This window comes from Paraliobacillus sp. X-1268 (assembly GCF_003426095.1).
Taxonomy (GTDB): Bacteria; Bacillota; Bacilli; order Bacillales; family Amphibacillaceae; genus Paraliobacillus_A; species Paraliobacillus_A zengyii.
The window spans coordinates 1-17,997 of record NZ_QJSK01000003.1; the positions used below are offsets into that span (position 1 = coordinate 1).

The following is a 17,997-nucleotide window of genomic DNA, read 5'->3' on the forward strand; positions in this document are numbered from 1 at the left end:
AGTCTGGGCCGTGTCTCAGTCCCAGTGTGGCCGATCACCCTCTCAGGTCGGCTACGCATCGTCGCCTTGGTAGGCCATTACCCTACCAACTAGCTAATGCGCCGCGGGCCCATCTGTAAGTGACAGCCAGGGGTGAAAGTAAACTTTCACCCTAGCCGCCTTTCAACTTCCCTTTAGGTAAAGAAAAGTGTTATCCGGTATTAGCCCCGGTTTCCCGGAGTTATCCCAGTCTTACAGGCAGGTTGCCCACGTGTTACTCACCCGTCCGCCGCTCAATCCATAAGTTTCACCCCGAAGGGATTCACTTATTTCATGCGCTCGACTTGCATGTATTAGGCACGCCGCCAGCGTTCGTCCTGAGCCAAGATCAAACTCTCCATAAAATGCGAGCTTGCTGCTCAAATACTTAACTAGCTTGTTGTTTCTACTTACTTAACATACTGTGTGTTTCGTTCAGTTTTCAAAGATCAATTTGTTTCGCCGTTTATTTGCGACAGCTTTTGTATTATATAACTTCTAAGTTAATTAGTCAATAACTTTCTTAACGAAATTCTTTTTGTAAAAGTTTAACCGCTTAAAGCGACCTAATTAATATAGCATGCTTGCTGATGTAATGTCAATAACTAATTTTCGAATCACTCAAAGCGACGCATATTAATATATCATGTATTTATAACATACGTCAATACACTTCTTGCTTTTCTTTTTATAACCAAATACTGATACAAAAGACTACTTATATATTCAGTCTTCCCTGACCCTATAATTACGATGAAAGACCTTTTCACCTTTTGTTTGTACGAGTTCAACAGATAAAAGCCCTAATTTTAATAAGTAATCAATCATCGTACTTAAATCTAAAGCATAAGCACGAATAGCTGGATGGGTCTTCAAATCACCAAAACTCCACGCCTCTTTAGAGGTATGCATAATCTTAAATAGATGTGCAGCAGATATTTTAGCACGTGACCTCAATGAAAAATCAATTGCAATTATCATTAACTCAACTCGTTTAGTAACATTCTCATGACTATTAATTAACTCTTCATATAGCTTATATATTTGCGGATCAATTCGCTTAATCTGATTCCATACAACCACTTCTGGATGATAACCTTTCTCTATAATTGAAAGCCTACCGAGGCTATGTAACGAACTCAAAACTTTACTATACGCATCAAGATCGTTCTCAGAACTAAGTAAATCTTTCGCTTCAATGTAATTACGCGTAAGTTTCGCAAATTCGATAGTTAATTTCAGCTGTCTTTTTTCAATAGGAAAATTGTCTAACTCTGCTTTTAAATTCGAGATGTACTCATTTCGATCAAATAATATTTTTCCAGTTACGATCCATTCTACTGCTCGTCGATATGAACTTGTATCTATCCAACGATGTAATTGGTCTTCTTCAACAATATGCATTGCTGCTGTTTGCTCTTCAAACTGATAATGTTTAACATACCAAGATTGATCTGCTTGGGAGACAATTACTAATAATATCACATCAAAATTATCAGTTACTGGACTCACCCGTTTTTTCTTCTCTACCATTAATATACCCAATGTGTGCGGTTGGCTTGCTCTTTCTTGGTAAATTGGACGTAATAAATCTTCCATTGCTCCACCCTCCAAACAATTACTTCTTATTTATATAAATACTATTTCGACAAAAAAGACTAAAATCCTTTTTAAAATTATAAATTGCGTTTTTATTCTATAGACAATAAAAAATACCCCTTCTAACCTTATAAGGCATTTGAAAGGGTACATAACTTAGTGTTTTGTTTTACAAGATGAACATATTCCGTAAATCTCCATCCGATGATGACTTACATCAAAACCTGTTACTTGTTCAGCTAGAGACTCAACCTCATCCAAACTAGGATAGTGAAAGTCAACTATTTTCCCACAAGAGTCACAGATAATATGGTAATGCTTCGTTGTATTATAATCAAAACGACTGGAAGAATCGCCATAGGTTAATTCTCTAACGATACCTATTTCTCTAAAAACACGTAAATTATTATATACGGTGGCTACACTCATATTAGGAAATTTCCCTTCCAACGCCTTATAAATATCATCAGCGGTTGGATGGATCTCTGCACTTATTAAAAACTCTAGCACCGCATGACGTTGTGGTGTAATTCGCACGCCAGATTCCTTCAATCGATCAACAGCTTCTTGAATTCTAACCTCAGTCACCGTCATGCACCTCACTTTCAATAGAGATTAATTGTATGAATATTTCCTTCTACTACAATTATTATCTTATAATTCTTATAATTAGTGTAACCGCTAAAGAAACATTCTGTCAATATAAGTATGGTAATTGACTTGAAAATCTTTATTTTTGTATCTTTAAAATAGTTTCTTCATATGAACTGAATTTATTTACATAACGCGCTCCCACAAATAAATAATCTGATAACCTATTTAGATATGTGAGAACAGTTGGTGAGGTTTCCCCGTTTAAGCTAACTACTATACGTTCTGCACGTCTAACAATTGTTCTTGCATTATGCAAAGCTGCAGCAGTTGGATGTCCAGAGGGAAGAATGAATTGTTTAAGTGGCTCTAATTGGTTATCCCACTCATCAATTTTTGCCTCTAGATCTTTTATATGCTTTTCACTTATCTGCCATGCCACATTTTTTCCTTTTGGTGTTGCAAGTTCTGAACCAACATGGAACAACAAGTTTTGCACTATTTCAACACTCTCTTGAAATTCTTTACGTTCTTTAATTGACCATTTTAAATTATCATTTAGATGACTTAAAGCAAATCCAACCATTGCATTTGCTTCATCACATGTCCCGTAAGCCTCCACTCGAATGTCATTTTTAGCAACTCGTTCTCCGTATATAAGTGAAGTTGTACCATCATCACCTGATCGTGTATAGATTCGCAGTTTTAATACCCCCGATCTAGATCAATTAAATTTACCACTAGGCTTTGATCCTTTAAATAAGCTTTTAAGTTTTCCTCAAATATAGTAATAGATCTTGGGATATAATCTGGTGACTTTCCGGATACATGTGGAGTCATCGTTACTTTAGGATGATCCCATAGTGGATGTGTGTTCGGTAAAGGTTCTTGTTCATATACATCCAAAACTGCATGCGCAATTTGTTTTTGATCAAGTGCCATAATTAATGTTTCACTTTGTACTGCATTACCCCGACCCATATTTAGAAAAATCGCACTATCTTTCATTGATTTAAAATGGGCTTGTCTATAAAAGTAATACGTTTCCTCTGTACTTGGTAAGATTGATATGACAAAGTCTGCCTCTTTTAAAGCTTCATGAATATTATTTGTTTGAAACATTTCATCTATATATGGCTTATCTGTTCCACTATTTGATACCCCTATAGTTCTCATCCGGAATGCTTTAGCAAGTCTAGCCAACTCTTCACCAATTGCACCCGCGCCTACAATTGTCATTGTCTTAGATGAAATTTCTTGTATACCCACACCTCGATACCAATGGTGTGCAAATTGATTACGCCTAAATGTATCCGCTTGTCGATAAACATGTAATAACATGGAAATAGCGTATTCTGCCATTGGTATTTGATGAATACCCCGAGCATTTGTTACTTGAATACCCTTTTCTTTAATAACTTCTAACGGCATCTCATCCATCCCAGCTGAAATAACCATAATCCATTTTAATTGTTCCGCTTTTTCTATATGTGCTGCAGTTAGATCTTCTCCATAAGTCAATAAGATATCTGTTTTTGATAAAGCGGTCTCTGCTTGATCAATAGACTCAACAAATTCAAATTCAACAGATGGATAATTTTTAATTAATTGTTCTCTGATTTCTTTTGTTAACTTTGTAGTAGATAAAGCGTACATCTTAAAACCTCCTAAGATTCGTCTCATATTACCTATGATATCGCTTTTTTCCTCTATTGAAAATAAAAACGTTTAAGAATATACAAAAGTCCAAGAATATATTCTTGGACTTTTGTTTGAGATGGAAAGAGAAGGTTATTTGCTTTCTATTTACTTTATGCTGCGTGACTGATCTTGTATAGCAACATCACCTAGTTGACTAGAAGTAATTTAGTTTTTCAAAAGTTAACGGTTCACGTATTAGTTTAAATTTTCACGAATAAAGGCTAACGCTTCATTTGTATGTCCTTCTACTTGCACTTCACGAAATTCTTTTTGTACGACACCATTTTTATCAATGATAAAAGTCGAGCGTTCATTTCCAAAATACTCACGATCTGGTTTCTTCTTCAATTTCCACACACCAAAACTCTCTGCAAGCTTATGTTCATCGTCAACCAGTAGCGTGAACGGAAGCTCATGTTTTTCCTTAAACGCTTGATGACTTTCTTCTGAATCTGGACTAACACCCAGAATAACAGCATTTAAATCGGCAAAGCTTTCTTGATTATCTCTAAAAGAACATGCTTCTGACGTACAACCAGGTGTACTATCTTTTGGATAAAAATATAAAACAATATTTTTTCCAGCGTAATCTGTTAATTTCACCTTGTTTCCTTCACTTGTCTTTAGAACAAGATCAGGTACCTTTTCGCCAATTTTCATCGCCATATGTTCCGCCTCCTAATAACTATTTATCTTAGCGTAACCAAAATGAACCCAACTTACAAATTATTAAGCTTTTTTTGCTTTGCTTGTTTTTTGTTCGTACGTTCAAAATTCGCTTGTTGCCATACTTTTAGAAAAAAGGCTGCTGGAAGAATATAGCCAACCATAGCCTCTACCAAGGCAAGTAGTCTCGCCCAACCAATTGGAGTAATATCTCCATATCCAACCGTCATTAGTGTAACGCCACTAAAATAGAGGGAGTGCGCTAACGATTCAAGTATATCCACATTTTCCAATTTTCCGTGTTCCAATAACAAGGCGCCTTGAAAGGATAACAAAAAATAAATCATTCCAAAGCTAACCAATACTGTTAAGTAGACAGCTATTAAAGCATAAAAAATTTCATAAGAAAAATAACTACGTTTATATGTTTTTTCGAAGACAAAGGAGTATAAACTCGCTCCCATCAATATTAAAATAATAGTAATAGAAACAACCGCAAGCAAACTAATCCCCCCCCACCTAACTTGTCTTACTATTAGTTTACGAAACAAGAATAATCTAATGCCAAAAACAGCTAACTTTTAATAAAACTACAACGTTTTTAACTTCTTCAACAAGTGCTATAATAAGGCATATTACATTAATGGAGGGAAATACATGCAGTTCTCTAAATCAGAAGCATTACATAACGAAGCACAAAAACATATTCTCGGAGGCGTTAACTCACCATCTCGTGCCTATAAAGGGGTAGGTGGTGGAACGCCAGTTTATATGAAAAAAGGGGATGGCGCATACTTTTGGGATGTTGATGGAAACAAATATATTGATTACCTTGCTGCATACGGTCCTATCATCACTGGCCATGCACATCCACATATAACCGAGGCAATTACAAATGCGGCACAAGATGGTGTGCTATTTGGTACACCTACAGCTTTAGAAAACCAATTTGCCCAAATGTTACAGGAGGCAATCCCATCATTAGACAAGGTGCGTTTTGTGAATTCCGGAACCGAGGCAGTGATGACCACAATAAGAGTCGCTCGTGCATATACCAATAGAGAAAAAATCATCAAGTTTGCCGGTTGCTATCACGGACATTCTGATATTGTCTTGGTTCAAGCAGGATCTGGACCCTCCACATTAGGAAATCCTGATTCAGCCGGTGTGACAAAAGCGACCGCACAAGAAGTAATTACTGTTCCATTTAATGATATACAAGCATATAAAGATGCTCTAGAACTTTGGGGTGATCAAATTGCTGCTGTTTTAGTTGAACCTATTGTTGGTAATTTCGGTATTGTAGAACCAAAGCCCGGTTTCTTGCAACAAATAAATGATCTTACGCACGATGCAGGTGCATTAGTTATTTATGATGAAGTTATTACTGCTTTTCGTTTTACTTACGGAAGTGCACAACAACTTGTTGGTGTCGAACCTGATATGACGGCGCTAGGGAAAATTATTGGTGGAGGTTTGCCAATCGGTGCTTATGGTGGTAAACAAGAAATCATGGAACAAGTTGCACCACTTGGTCCAGCATATCAAGCTGGTACAATGGCTGGAAATCCAGCTTCCATGTCAGCTGGCATCGCATGTTTGGAAATATTAAAGCAACCTGGTACATATGAAAAACTTGATATGCTTGGGGGGAAATTAGAATCAGGCATCTTAGAACTAGCTGAAAAACATGGTATTACACTAACAATAAATCGATTAAAAGGTGCGTTAACTGTCTATTTCACAAATGAAAAGATAGAAAATTTTGCACAAGCTAACGCTACGGATGGAGAAATGTTCGGTAAGTTCTTTCATTTAATGTTACGTCAAGGCATTAACTTAGCTCCATCAAAATTCGAGGCATGGTTTTTAACTATTGCTCACACAGAAGAGGATATCGACCATACATTAGTGGCTGTTGATTCAACATTTAATACATTAGCAGGAAATTAAATAATTATGCAAAATTGTGAATAATTATTTAATTTTAAATTGATTCCACCCTAGTAATATGGTATGATTATTCTGAAAATTTATTTATTTTCAATTCATGCTTTTTATTGTCAATTTTGTATGACTTCCCTTCAAAGCATGAACACTTAGCCTCATGCATGTTAACTCATGCTGGGGTTCTTTTTTATACAAAAAACTACTATATTAATAATGTTCCATCTAAAGATAAATAGTTTGTTATAATTACTATAAGTAATACATGTTTCTCATATAACAGCATAGTTATAGGTTAACTAGGTAAACTAAAAGGATGTAGATTATGAAACTAGGAGCACGCATGTTAAAAACGGGACTAGCTATTGCAATAGCACTTTATGCTGCATCATTACTCGGGTTTCCTTCCGGGGTATTCGCAGGTATTGCCGCATTATTTGCTATTCAACCCTCAATCTATCAATCATTTCAAACGATTATTGAGCAGTTACAAGCAAACATTATTGGTGTAATTCTTGCAACAATAATGGTTTACGCTTTCGGAAATGATCCATTTGTTGTCGGTTTTACTGCATTAATTGTAATTGGTGCCTGTCGCTACTTTAAAATGGGGGAAAGTACTGTTTCTATCGCATTGATTGCGGTTATCGCAGTCATGGAGACAACTGATATGGAAGTATATCAATTTGCCTTAATGCGTTTCTCATCATTGATGTTAGGTATCTTTTCAGCATTTTTAGTGAATTTGTTTTTCCTCCCTCCAAAATACGAAACAAATTTATTTTTTCAAGTTGATCGAATCACTACTGATATATTGCAGTGGTTACGAATTACAACTAGACATTTATCAGATAACCCATCACTTAAAGGGGAGATTGGACGAATTCAAGAAGATATCCGTCGCATGGATCATACCTATTTATTATTTTCCGAAGAACGTACTTATTTAAAGAAGAATCGTTTTTCTAAAGCAAGGAAGATTATTGTATTTCGACAATTAATTGCAACTACACGGAAAAGCTTTGACGTATTAAAAGCATTTCATCATTTAGATGAAAGTATTAAATCCATACCATCTAATTTCCAAACAGCTTTAGTCAAAGAATTAGATATCGTCATTCATTCACATGAAAGATTATTACTGAGCTTTATGGGACGTATTAAACAGAAGAACAGAGAATCATTACAAGATATTTCAGAACCAGATATTCCGCATTTAGTTGAAACACTGATTGAACTTTATCAAGATACCGAGGAAGATCGCTTATTATTTTTACCATTAGCATCACAATTAATGGAGTATCATTATCACTTAACACATTTACAAACACTCTTACACAGTTATCAAAAGTATCATCAAGATGAAAAGTTGGAGTTTTTAACGAAGTCTTCCTATAGTAAATAAAGAAAGCAGACTTACCGTATTATTGAGTAAGTCTGCTTTTCTTTACTTTAAAGATCCGGTATTATCATCGTTTAGTTGTTGTACTTGGTACAAATTATAATAACCAGTTTGTTTTTTCATTAATTGTTCATGTGTTCCTTGTTCTGTAACTTGACCATTTTCTATTAAGACGATACGGTCTGCATGTGTAATCGTTGTTAATCGATGTGCCACAATAAACGTTGTACGATCCGATGCTAATTTCTCTAACGCTTCTTGAATAAGGTGTTCACTCTCTAAATCGAGCGCTGAAGTTGCTTCATCTAAAATTAGGATAGGTGGGTTTTTCAAGAATATACGTGCAATTGCTATACGTTGTTTCTGGCCACCAGATAATTTTACACCACGTTCTCCAACCAATGTTTCATAACCATTAGTTAAATTCGAAATAAATCCATGTGCATTTGCTTCTTTTGCGGCTTTGATTACTTGTTCATCTGTTGCATCTGGCTTTCCCATTCGAATGTTCATTGCAATTGATTCACTAAATAGAATATTATCTTGTAATACCATACCTATATTATCTCTTAGTGATCTTGCTTGAACATCTCTTATATCGACCCCATCAATTTTAATCGCACCTTTTGTAACATCATAAAAACGTGGAATTAAACTGATAATGGTTGATTTTCCACCACCACTCATACCAACTAGAGCAATAGTTTCTCCTTGTTTGACATCGAGTGAAATGTCTTTCAGAACTAACTCTTCTTCTTCTTCATATTGAAAAGTAACATGTTCAAAATTAATATCACCTCTAATATCAGTGATATCTTTTGCATGTGGTTTATCTTTCACATCATATTTCTCATCAATAAGTTCATATACACGATCGATAGAAGCAATTGATTGCACGAGAACCGTAGATGAACTTATTAAACGACGAAGTGGACTATACACACGATCCATATAACCAACAAAAGCAGCAATTGTACCAACAGTTAAACCACTCGTTATTGCAAAGTAACCTGCGAAACCAATAACGAGTAATGGTGCGAGGTCTGTAATGGTATTCATCACTGCAAATGTCTTCGCATTCCATGTCGTATGATCAATAGCTTTAACTAAAAAGTTCTTATTCCGATAACCGAATTGTTCTTTTTCATAATCTTCTAAGGCAAAACTTCTTGTAACAGGTATACCTTGCACTCTTTCATGTAGATGTCCTTGCACTTCTGCCAGTGCCTGTGAACGATCTTTTGTTAAGTTTCTCAATCTGCCATAAAAGAATCGCACAGCCAAACCATATAAAGGAAATAATGCAATGGATATTACAGTAAGCCACACATCCATCGTCAACATAATAACAATTGCAATTATAATTGTGACTAGGTCAAGCCAAATATTCATTAAACCGGTTAATACAAAATTTTTCGTTTGTTCAACATCATGAATAACACGAGAAATAATTTCACCAGTTTTGTTTTGGGAATAAAATTTTAAACTGAGCTTTTGGATATGATCAAATAAATTTTCACGAATATCAAATAAAATATTATTTCCTGTCCATTGCGCTAAATATTGTCTGTAATATTCTATAGGTGGACGTAACACAGCAAAAATTATAAAAGCACCACCAACAACTACAAGTAACTCATTTATTTTTTCTGTTTGGGTTAATTGCTCAGCTCCAATAATATCATCAATTACATATTTAACTATTAATGGCATTAATAGTGGTATGCCAAATTTAAAAACTCCTATAATTACGGTCAATATGATCCGCCATTTATATGGCTTAACGAACTCCATATAGCGTTTAATACTTCCCAAATCTTTCACCTCTTTGCTATCTTACTTTTATAACGGACATACAAAAACCCTGTCTTATAAGACAAGGGTATCTGTAAACACGATTATATAAACATTCTATTTACCATTTAAACTATACTAGTCTTTCATGAACGATAAGTCAAAAACAATTCATACCATTGTTCAATAGCTTCATGTGAAAATGGACCCTTTCTTTGTCTTATCCAATACAATAGAAAGTCTACATTACTTTTTAATATCCTATCTAATACACCAGGATAATTCATTTGTTGATAATGCAACTCATATTCATCTTCATCTAATAATGTATAGGTCATATCTGGAAATACTTTCACATCTAAATCGTAGTCAATATATTTTACCGCGTTGTCTTCAAATACATATGGAGAACTTATATTGCAATAATAATGAATACCATCATTACGTAGCATAGCAATAATATTAAACCAATACTTCGTATAAAAAAAGCATATTGCAGGCTCACGTGTAACCCACGAACGCCCATCGCTTTCTGTAACAAGTGTTTTGTCATTTGCTCCTATTATCATCGTACTAGTTGATTTTAGTATACTGGTTTGTTTCCATATGCGATGGAGCTGACCATTATGTTTATAACTATGTATTTGCATGGATGTACCTGGTTCTAGGCCAGCCATTGTATCTTCCTTTCTAGCTTTTCTTTTATTTTTATGTATCGTTATATGTATTATAACTTTTCTGTTACGTAAAAGAAAATAAAAAATCTGTCGTTTATTAATTACGCTATTTTCTCATCAAAAATAAGTGTTACTCGTTGGCCTTTTTTAAGTTAAAATATATCTGCTAGTTCTAACCCCTCAAAGTATTCTTTCAATACATTTACCAAATGTGTGTATTCACTCCAGTTACAGACGATCGCTTCCACGGACACGGCTTCAGCTAAATAAATTAAAAGGACGCTCACATTTAACAGTGAGCGCCCTTTTGTCTTGCTTCAATCGTTAGGTAATGTTATTTCTTTTGTTGAGACTTTTGATTTTGTTTTTTTACTTGTTGTGCATCAGTTTCAGAAGCAAATTCTGTTCCGTATTGACCTTGACCTTGTTTCGCTTGTTGATTTTGTTGCTTAACTTTTTGAACATTTGTTCCAGTAACAGTTTCGTTTGGCTGTTGATTGTTTTGTTTTTTAGCCATCTCATATCACCTCCGCAACTTTTAATTTAACCAATTTCAACTTTGTTATCCAAACAAATTTGAAAAATATAAAATTCATTGCAGAAGGTTGTTTTTACTTTCCATCAATAAGTTGCTCTATTAATTTTTGATGTGGTACAGGAATGGGATACTGTTCTATTTTATTTATATTTACAAATCGTGCATCTTTTAATTCAGCTTTATTTTCATTTACATGTAGATGTATAACATCTATTTCCCAAATCACATGGGAAAATACGTGTTTAATTGGTTTTAGTACTTCATCCAATGTTACAGACACGCCATATTTTTGTTCTAACCACGTCATGATATGCTCTTCATCAACCTCTTCTTTTAACACCATCGGAAATTGCCACATACTTGCTAATAAACCAGCTTCTGGCCGTTGCTCAATTATATATTCGCCATCTTCATTACTTATTGCAAACGTATAGTATGCTAATTTTTTTTGTTTTTTTGCCTTTGACTTGATAGGTAATTGCGTTTCCACTCCGTCACGAAACGCTTTACAATGAGGTTGAACAGGACAAAGCATACAAGATGGTGATTTAGGTGTACAAACTAAAGCACCTAATTCCATTAAACCTTGGTTAAAACTTGATGGATTATCTTGTGAAATAATCTCTACAACAATATTCTCAAAAATACGGCGACTTTTGGGTTTGGCAATGTCTTCTTCAATTCGTAGGATACGAGATAATACACGCATTACATTGCCGTCGACTGCAGGTTCTGGTATATCGTAAGCAATACTTAAAATTGCTCCTTTTGTATATGGACCTATTCCTTTTAAATCAGCAAGTTGTTTCGGGTTACTTGGAACTTTTCCATTATAAGTAGTTGCAACTTCCCGAACTGCTTGTTGTAAGTTCCGCGCCCTTGAGTAATATCCTAATCCTTCCCATGCTTTTAACACCTCTTGTTCTTGTGCTTCTGCTAAATATGAGATGGTGGGGAATTTATCCATAAAGTTCAAGAAATATGGGATAACCGTATCTACTTTTGTTTGCTGTAGCATAATCTCAGATACCCAAATCCTATAAGGGTCTTGATTCTCTCGCCATGGAAGCATTCTTTGTTCGTTTTGAAACCAATTAATTAAATCATTTTGAAACGCATTTATGTTAATTTCTTTTAATAATTCATCTAAATCGATATCTTTCACTTCTACTCATCCTTCATGTTACAATATTAATATAAGTTCACATAACGTCCCACAAAGTGAAACTTCAATCTCGGTTGCACTGGAATAAATCGTTAACTATCACATAAAAATTATGAAATTGGCTTAAAATATATAAATATAACGACGATTCGGAATAACACACCAAAGGAGGGTGCCAAAGATGGATACTGGAACCCACATTACTATGGGGATTGCGCTCGGAGGACTTGCAACGCTTGATCCCGCTGTCCAACAAGACCCAATGCTCTTTCAAGCAATCATGATCGGAACAATAGTAGGCTCCCATGCACCTGATTTTGATACGGTACTTAAATTAAGAAATAATGCTGTTTACTTACGGCATCACCGTGGCATCACACATTCCATTCCCGCCATGTTAGGATGGGGAATTTTAATTTCAGGTATTATATATGCATTTACACCATCAGTCGATTTCTTACACTTATGGTTATGGACATTTTTAGCAGTATTTCTACACGTGTTTGTTGATATATTTAATGCTTATGGTACACAGGCTTATAGACCATTCACAGATAGGTGGGTCGCCTATGGATTCATCAATACTTTCGATCCAATTATTTTCGGATTACATATTATAGGTATTTCTGCATGGTTATTCGGGGCAAATCCTGGTATCACATGGGTAATCATATACTTTGTTGTAATCTTATACTATATCAAACGTTACTTGCATAAAAAAGCATTGATTAAGAAAATTCATCGCTTTTATGGAAATGTAGAGAAAGTTGCTACTTCTCCAACGATTAAACAAAATATTTGGCGCTTAGCAATTACCACAGAAGATAGCTTTTATGTAGCTCGGGCTATTTCTGGTAATATTCAAATTGTTGATAAGTTTCAACGTATACCATTACCAAATAATAAGCTAATTGCTGCCGCAAAACAAGATAAAAACATTTCAGCATTTTTATCATTTTCTCCCGTTTATCGCTGGGAAATTAATGCATATGACGATTACACAGAGGTTCGCTTTGTCGATCTTCGTTACCGTTCAAAAGGGCATTACCCATTTGTAGCTGTTGTTCAAATGGACGATAATTTAAAAATTATCAGTTCGTATACGGGTTGGGTGTTTTCAGAGAAAAAATTACAAGATAAATTATGGACAGAAGATGGCCCAACACTATCTTAAAAAAGAAAAGCAAAGGCTTTTCTTTTTTTCTACATATTTTTAACCGTCACATCCCATACTAATAACGCACAGAAAATTGTGTACCTATTCAAAAATGGGAGGTTGTTTAATAATGCGTAATAAACAAAAAGACTTTCCTAATATCACGAATAAAAATCTCCATCCAAAAGCAAAAGCAGAAAACCATTCGCTAAGACCAAATGGAACAATTAATACACAGCCACAAGAACGTATGCGTCAATCTGAGGGGGATTATCATGAGTAATCATAGTAGAAATGACAAAAATCCATTTCAATCTCCACGTGCAAACCCGAAGCATGCCTCCCATCAAGTAAATGGAGAGACTCGAAAAAGTCAGGCTGAAATTATCACTGCAGTACAAATGAAGAAACGCACCTAATAAGTAAAGTAGCATCTAGTCAATGACTAGATGCTACTTTTTTGTCAATCATCAAGAAACATGTGTATAATTTAAATAAGAGAACAGAGGAGGGATTTCCAATGCTTAAATTATTTGCATCTGATTTAGATGGGACCTTATTACAAGAAAACAATCATATCTTAGCAGAAGATAAAAGGGCATTAAACGAATTAGCAGAACATCAAGTAGAACTTGCCATTGCAACAGGACGTGCAGATAATGAGATAAAAGAAATATATAAGCTAGTAAAACAAATAGGACACCGCATTAGCCAGAACGGAAGTTTTGTTTATAATAAACAAAATGAAATCATACATACTAGTGTATTCCCAAATGAAGTAAGTAAAATACTATATGAACTCATCGAAGAAGAACAAGTAGACTACTTAGTATCCACAGCTGATGATATCTTCATTAAAGAATTAACACCCTTTATGAAGAAATTTGAACATCTTTTCTTTATTCCATTAAAAATAGAGAATAATTTTTCTTTTGAGATTGGTCAAAGTATCCTTCCATCCAAATTTATGATCGTAGGCGAAACAGAAAAGATTGTTTTCGTACAAACCGCAATACATAAACGTTTAGATGTAGCTATTGATAGTTACTTATCCGATAAGCGCTGTGTTGATGTTGTGCCAAAAGGTATTAATAAAGGTATGGGCTTAACTAAATTAATCAAGACATTAGCTATTCAACCAGAGAAAATAGCTGTTATCGGAGACTCTTTTAACGATATCTCTATGTTACAAATGACACCACATAGTTACGCCATTTCTTCTGCCCATCCAGATGTCAAAAAACATGCGTCGAAAGTTGTTGACTATGTCCATGAAGCAATATCTGATTTAAAACGGCAAGAACTATATTAAGACAACCAAAAAGGAATCCAATATTCGGATTCCTTATTCCTCTGCTTGTTCAATATAACTTTCAATGAATTTTTCTATTTCATTCAGTGAGAAACCTTTTTGATAAAGCGCACCTTTCACTTTTTGTTTTAATTCTCTTTTCTCTAATTTACTTGCATGTCTTCGTAATAATTTTTCACCTTGAAATACTACTGCATCCCACTCCTGTTCCTGATCTTTCTCTTGTGTGGCTTGATTGAAAGCTTCTTGGATAATTGCTTGCGGAAATCCTTTTTGCATTAAGTTCTGTTTCAGTTTATTTTGTTGTTGAAAAAAGGATTGCTTTGCGCTCTTTCTAGCACTTTTCTCAATGAATTTTATTACTTTTTCTAATTGTGCTTCTGCAGGATAATGAACAAGTGCAGCTTCCGCCTTATCTACAGCCACTCGTTTTTCAAGTAACTCTTTTTTTATTATTAAAGGACCTTTACTCGTCGTTAAGACTTTCGTTCGAACATATGCTTCAGCAAATACAGCGTCATCTAACCATTTTTCATTGCTTAAACGTTTAATAATAATTGAAATATGTTCTTCATCTATTTCTTTCTTTTTTAAATACTGTTCCATTTCATTAACAGATCTCATTCGGTAGCTTAAAAAGTTCAATCCAAGGGAATACCCTTTATGTATAGTATCCTTTGCTAATAGGGAATCAATTGTTGTATCCTCTAATTCCATACCTTTTTGGAGCCGTTCAGCAATAAGTGTATCTTCTTGGACACTAAATCCATAGACTTCATTTTTATCTTTTTCTAAGAAGATATTATACCGATTTTTATTCTTTTTTTGTACGGTAATACGCGAAATTTTTTGCAAGTTGTCTCACCTCATTTATTATTTTAACACGAATATAAAAACAAATTGGAGGATTATTATGAAAATAGCTATTGCAGGCGGAACAGGATTTGTAGGAAAGCACGTAACAGATTTACTTGTCTCGAAAGGACACCAAGTATATATTTTAACACGTTCACCCGAAAAATATCTGGGAACAGAGAATATCCGATATGTCGGATGGTTAAGCGAAAGATATACTCCAGAGCAATCACTAACAGATTGTAACGCAATCATTAACCTTGCTGGTGAATCTTTATTTGGTTATTGGACTTCAGATAAAAAAGAGCGAATTGTATCAAGTAGGGTTAAAGCAACAGATAGTGTGATTAAATTAATTGATGGGATGGAGAAAAAGCCCGAAGTTCTTATTAATGCTTCTGCAGTTGGTTTTTATGGCACATCAACTACGGAAATGTTCTCTGAAGAAACAACAAAGAGTGGAGATGACTTTCTAGCTGAAGTAACTCAAAAATGGGAATCTGTGGCTTATCAAGCTACAGAAAGAGATGTCCGTGTTGTATGCGCGCGACTGGGGATTGTTCTTGGTAAGAAAGGTACACTTGAATTGATGGCATTACCTTATAAGTTCTTTGTTGGGGGTAAAATAGGATCAGGAGAACAATGGATTTCCTGGATACATGTTAAAGACGTTGCTGCATTATTTCTTCATGCTATTGAAGATAATTCGATTAATGGCCCATTAAATGCATCGGCTCCTCACCCTATTCAGCAAAAAGTGTTTAGTAAGCAATTAGCAAACAAACTTCATCGTCCAGATTGGATACCTATTCCAGCTTTCTTTTTACGTACGCTTTTAGGTGAAATGAGCATGTTAGTTGTCGATGGGCAAGCAGTCTTTCCAAAGAAAGCACAAGCACACCATTATTCATTTGAATATCCAGAAATTGAGCAAGCACTAGACGAAATTTATCACCAAATTAACTAAACAAAAACTTTACAAAAAAAAGATTTTATTTTGATTAAAAATAAGCTAAACTAATCTCATAATAATATATTAGGAAGGCAATTGGTGCGCCACCAGTGATCTAAGCACTGGTTCTAGTGGGTTCGATTCCCACCCAAGCTCGAGGGTGATGCACAAGAAATGGCTTCCTAATTCTTAGAGCAATCACCTTCCATGAATGGAGGGTTTTTTGTGTTAAAAATGAGAGAAATGCAAGATGTTCCACAGCTTTTTGACTTAGTAAAGGACCCAGCTGTCTTTCCTTATGTAAGAGAGAAAGCTGAAACACTCGATCAATATTACTTTTTAACAAAGCAGTCGATTGAAGCAGAACAAAATGGTGAAATCATATCACGAACAATTTTAAGTGATAACCATCAGCCAATAGGTATCATAAGTCTTTTTGATATACAAGCTAATGCTGGTTTTCTATCAACGTGGATTGGTGCGAAATATTTCGGGAAAGGATACAATCAACTTGCAAAAACATCCTTCTTTCAAGAATTATTTTTCACTACTTCAATTGATAAAGTATTTATGAAAATACGGCAGACAAATATCCGTTCACAAAAAGCGAACACAAAGTTACCTTATGTGGAAAGTGCTATGGCGTTGTACCCTCACATTTATACGGCTATAAATATGGACAGAACGAAAGAAGATAGTTATGACCTGTTTTTCATTACTAAAGACAGCTACTTTAGACACACTACATCTAGTCAAGAAATAATAAGTTAACACAATAACCCTTGAGGAATAGTTTATCTCTCAAGGGTTACTTTAGATATAAGTTTAAAAGTGCTCTTGATTGTTTTAGCTTCAGCATTATTCCGATTCAACGTTGCTTGTGTGTTTTACAATATACTGACAACTCTTCTCACCTTTAGCGATACACGTAACTCTTTTAATTTGGTCTGTTCCTAATACTTGCTTAAATAACTCTAGTTCACATTCACAAGGTTTATCGTAACGAGCTGCTATTGCAGCAATCGGGCAATTGTACTGCGAGAAACTTATTTCATCTTCACCAGCTTCAGTATATTCTGCCATATAGCCACTTTCGTTTTGCACATTAACTAACGCACTTACTCTTTCTTCTAGGGAATCGTCATCAAAAATTTGGCGAATGTATTTTTTACGCATTCGTTTTTCCCGATTTTCAAATAGCGTATCAATCGCATCTGTTCCCATACTTTCCTGTATATCTTGTAGAAGTTCAACAGCAATTGCATCATAGTTTGTTGGAAATATCTTATTTCCTTCTTCAGTTAATTTATAAAAAATTACAGGTCTTCCCATTGGTTGTCGAACCGTGCGCGAGGTAATCAAATACTCGCCCTCTAACTTAACCAAATGCTTTCTCACTGCCATTTCGGTAATATCTAAAAACTGTTTTAAGCCACTCACTGATAATTCTCGCTGCTTCTTAAGAAGTTCTAATATTGCTTGCCGAGTGGACATTTCTTTTACCATCTACACCACCTACCCTTATTTATATTTTACTTAAATAAGTTTGTGAAGTAAATAACAAACTTTGTTTTTTTAATTAAAAGTTGACAAAGTTGTGAATAAACGTTACTTTTATCACGCA

General features: G+C 34.8%; 20 protein-coding genes and 1 rRNA gene. 8 read left to right on the forward strand and 13 right to left on the reverse strand.

Going from position 1 to position 17,997, the window contains the following annotated elements; all coding sequences use genetic code 11:
* From D2K62_RS06230 to D2K62_RS06260, 7 genes are all read right to left on the reverse strand, one after another.
* A 16S ribosomal RNA gene (locus D2K62_RS06230) occupies nt 1-383 on the reverse strand; the annotation flags it as partial.
* A 361-nt stretch (nt 384-744) separates the two neighbouring features.
* On the reverse strand, nt 745-1,617 hold the full coding sequence (locus tag D2K62_RS06235) for a nucleotidyltransferase-like protein (protein WP_112179972.1): 873 nt from the start codon (nt 1,615-1,617) through the stop codon (nt 745-747).
* A gap of 156 nt (nt 1,618-1,773) precedes the next feature.
* Nucleotides 1,774-2,205, reverse strand: coding sequence for a peroxide-responsive transcriptional repressor PerR (gene perR / locus D2K62_RS06240; protein WP_369974634.1), 432 nt, complete (start codon nt 2,203-2,205; stop codon nt 1,774-1,776).
* 142 nt (nt 2,206-2,347) lie between these two features.
* Complete coding sequence (locus D2K62_RS06245; protein ID WP_112179970.1) at nt 2,348-2,911, reverse strand: cob(I)yrinic acid a,c-diamide adenosyltransferase; 564 nt, start codon at nt 2,909-2,911, stop codon at nt 2,348-2,350.
* A gap of 2 nt (nt 2,912-2,913) precedes the next feature.
* On the reverse strand, nt 2,914-3,864 hold the full coding sequence (locus D2K62_RS06250) for a D-2-hydroxyacid dehydrogenase (RefSeq protein WP_112179969.1): 951 nt from the start codon (nt 3,862-3,864) through the stop codon (nt 2,914-2,916).
* A gap of 240 nt (nt 3,865-4,104) precedes the next feature.
* A complete protein-coding gene (gene bcp / locus D2K62_RS06255) occupies nt 4,105-4,575 on the reverse strand; it encodes a thioredoxin-dependent thiol peroxidase (RefSeq protein ID WP_112179968.1) in 471 nt (156 codons plus the stop codon).
* Between the two features lie 53 nt (nt 4,576-4,628).
* Complete coding sequence (locus D2K62_RS06260; protein WP_112179967.1) at nt 4,629-5,078, reverse strand: potassium channel family protein; 450 nt, start codon at nt 5,076-5,078, stop codon at nt 4,629-4,631.
* Nucleotides 5,079-5,232: 154 nt separating this feature from the next.
* Between D2K62_RS06260 and D2K62_RS06265 the strand changes: the two genes are divergently transcribed.
* Together D2K62_RS06265 and D2K62_RS06270 are read left to right on the forward strand one after the other, a co-directional pair.
* Nucleotides 5,233-6,528: a glutamate-1-semialdehyde 2,1-aminomutase gene (locus D2K62_RS06265; protein ID WP_117149081.1), complete on the forward strand. Its 1,296-nt coding sequence runs from the start codon at nt 5,233-5,235 to the stop codon at nt 6,526-6,528.
* Nucleotides 6,529-6,847: 319 nt separating this feature from the next.
* Nucleotides 6,848-7,927: an FUSC family protein gene (locus tag D2K62_RS06270; protein WP_112179965.1), complete on the forward strand. Its 1,080-nt coding sequence runs from the start codon at nt 6,848-6,850 to the stop codon at nt 7,925-7,927.
* Nucleotides 7,928-7,969: 42 nt separating this feature from the next.
* Here D2K62_RS06270 and D2K62_RS06275 read toward each other — a convergent pair whose 3' ends face one another.
* The 4 genes from D2K62_RS06275 to mutY all read right to left on the reverse strand — a co-directional run bounded on the left by D2K62_RS06275 (nt 7,970) and on the right by mutY (nt 12,098).
* Entirely contained in the window at nt 7,970-9,739 is a 1,770-nt protein-coding gene (locus tag D2K62_RS06275) for an ABC transporter ATP-binding protein (protein ID WP_117149079.1), read from the reverse strand.
* 125 nt (nt 9,740-9,864) lie between these two features.
* The gene (gene ntdP, locus D2K62_RS06280) at nt 9,865-10,395 is read right to left on the reverse strand and encodes a nucleoside tri-diphosphate phosphatase (RefSeq protein WP_117161112.1); all 531 of its coding nucleotides are present in this window, start codon (nt 10,393-10,395) and stop codon (nt 9,865-9,867) included.
* A 334-nt stretch (nt 10,396-10,729) separates the two neighbouring features.
* Nucleotides 10,730-10,912: a gamma-type small acid-soluble spore protein gene (locus D2K62_RS06285; RefSeq protein ID WP_112179962.1), complete on the reverse strand. Its 183-nt coding sequence runs from the start codon at nt 10,910-10,912 to the stop codon at nt 10,730-10,732.
* Between the two features lie 94 nt (nt 10,913-11,006).
* Nucleotides 11,007-12,098, reverse strand: coding sequence for an A/G-specific adenine glycosylase (gene mutY / locus D2K62_RS06290; protein WP_112179961.1), 1,092 nt, complete (start codon nt 12,096-12,098; stop codon nt 11,007-11,009).
* 181 nt (nt 12,099-12,279) lie between these two features.
* On the opposite strand from mutY, the gene D2K62_RS06295 reads away from it, so the two are divergent.
* The 4 genes from D2K62_RS06295 to D2K62_RS06310 all read left to right on the forward strand — a co-directional run bounded on the left by D2K62_RS06295 (nt 12,280) and on the right by D2K62_RS06310 (nt 14,566).
* Nucleotides 12,280-13,272 (forward strand): metal-dependent hydrolase, encoded by a 993-nt coding sequence (locus tag D2K62_RS06295; protein WP_112179960.1) that lies wholly within the window; start codon nt 12,280-12,282, stop codon nt 13,270-13,272.
* 112 nt (nt 13,273-13,384) lie between these two features.
* On the forward strand, nt 13,385-13,537 hold the full coding sequence (gene sspK, locus D2K62_RS06300) for a small acid-soluble spore protein K (protein WP_112179959.1): 153 nt from the start codon (nt 13,385-13,387) through the stop codon (nt 13,535-13,537).
* Nucleotides 13,530-13,673 carry a YpzG family protein gene (locus tag D2K62_RS06305; RefSeq protein WP_112179958.1) on the forward strand — a complete coding sequence of 48 codons (144 nt, stop codon included), beginning with the start codon at nt 13,530-13,532 and terminating at the stop codon, nt 13,671-13,673. The genes sspK and D2K62_RS06305 overlap by 8 nt, the downstream gene beginning before the upstream one ends.
* 101 nt (nt 13,674-13,774) lie before the next feature.
* The gene (locus D2K62_RS06310) at nt 13,775-14,566 is read left to right on the forward strand and encodes an HAD family hydrolase (RefSeq protein WP_117161113.1); all 792 of its coding nucleotides are present in this window, start codon (nt 13,775-13,777) and stop codon (nt 14,564-14,566) included.
* A 33-nt stretch (nt 14,567-14,599) separates the two neighbouring features.
* On the opposite strand, the gene recX is transcribed toward D2K62_RS06310, so the two are convergent.
* Nucleotides 14,600-15,421, reverse strand: coding sequence for a recombination regulator RecX (recX, locus tag D2K62_RS06315; RefSeq protein WP_117149075.1), 822 nt, complete (start codon nt 15,419-15,421; stop codon nt 14,600-14,602).
* A 58-nt stretch (nt 15,422-15,479) separates the two neighbouring features.
* On the opposite strand from recX, the gene D2K62_RS06320 reads away from it, so the two are divergent.
* A complete protein-coding gene (locus D2K62_RS06320) occupies nt 15,480-16,388 on the forward strand; it encodes a TIGR01777 family oxidoreductase (RefSeq protein ID WP_112179955.1) in 909 nt (302 codons plus the stop codon).
* A gap of 219 nt (nt 16,389-16,607) precedes the next feature.
* The gene (locus tag D2K62_RS06325; protein ID WP_369974637.1) at nt 16,608-17,144 is read left to right on the forward strand and encodes a GNAT family N-acetyltransferase; all 537 of its coding nucleotides are present in this window, start codon (nt 16,608-16,610) and stop codon (nt 17,142-17,144) included.
* Between the two features lie 87 nt (nt 17,145-17,231).
* On the opposite strand, the gene D2K62_RS06330 is transcribed toward D2K62_RS06325, so the two are convergent.
* Nucleotides 17,232-17,879 carry a helix-turn-helix transcriptional regulator gene (locus D2K62_RS06330; protein ID WP_117161115.1) on the reverse strand — a complete coding sequence of 216 codons (648 nt, stop codon included), beginning with the start codon at nt 17,877-17,879 and terminating at the stop codon, nt 17,232-17,234.
* Nucleotides 17,880-17,997 lie beyond the last annotated feature (118 nt).

What these genes read in the sequence shown, in the direction of transcription:
- D2K62_RS06235 (WP_112179972.1), bottom strand. Translation starts at nt 1,617, where the DNA reads ATGGAAGATTTATTACGTCCAATTTACCAAGAAAGAGCAAGCCAACCG.
- D2K62_RS06250 (WP_112179969.1), bottom strand. Translation starts at nt 3,864, where the DNA reads ATGTACGCTTTATCTACTACAAAGTTAACAAAAGAAATCAGAGAACAA.
- bcp (WP_112179968.1), bottom strand. Translation starts at nt 4,575, where the DNA reads ATGGCGATGAAAATTGGCGAAAAGGTACCTGATCTTGTTCTAAAGACA.
- D2K62_RS06265 (WP_117149081.1), top strand. Translation starts at nt 5,233, where the DNA reads ATGCAGTTCTCTAAATCAGAAGCATTACATAACGAAGCACAAAAACAT.
- D2K62_RS06270 (WP_112179965.1), top strand. Translation starts at nt 6,848, where the DNA reads ATGAAACTAGGAGCACGCATGTTAAAAACGGGACTAGCTATTGCAATA.
- ntdP (WP_117161112.1), bottom strand. Translation starts at nt 10,395, where the DNA reads ATGGCTGGCCTAGAACCAGGTACATCCATGCAAATACATAGTTATAAA.
- D2K62_RS06285 (WP_112179962.1), bottom strand. Translation starts at nt 10,912, where the DNA reads ATGGCTAAAAAACAAAACAATCAACAGCCAAACGAAACTGTTACTGGA.
- D2K62_RS06295 (WP_112179960.1), top strand. Translation starts at nt 12,280, where the DNA reads ATGGATACTGGAACCCACATTACTATGGGGATTGCGCTCGGAGGACTT.
- sspK (WP_112179959.1), top strand. Translation starts at nt 13,385, where the DNA reads ATGCGTAATAAACAAAAAGACTTTCCTAATATCACGAATAAAAATCTC.
- D2K62_RS06305 (WP_112179958.1), top strand. Translation starts at nt 13,530, where the DNA reads ATGAGTAATCATAGTAGAAATGACAAAAATCCATTTCAATCTCCACGT.
- D2K62_RS06310 (WP_117161113.1), top strand. Translation starts at nt 13,775, where the DNA reads ATGCTTAAATTATTTGCATCTGATTTAGATGGGACCTTATTACAAGAA.
- D2K62_RS06320 (WP_112179955.1), top strand. Translation starts at nt 15,480, where the DNA reads ATGAAAATAGCTATTGCAGGCGGAACAGGATTTGTAGGAAAGCACGTA.
- D2K62_RS06325 (WP_369974637.1), top strand. Translation starts at nt 16,608, where the DNA reads ATGAGAGAAATGCAAGATGTTCCACAGCTTTTTGACTTAGTAAAGGAC.
- D2K62_RS06330 (WP_117161115.1), bottom strand. Translation starts at nt 17,879, where the DNA reads ATGGTAAAAGAAATGTCCACTCGGCAAGCAATATTAGAACTTCTTAAG.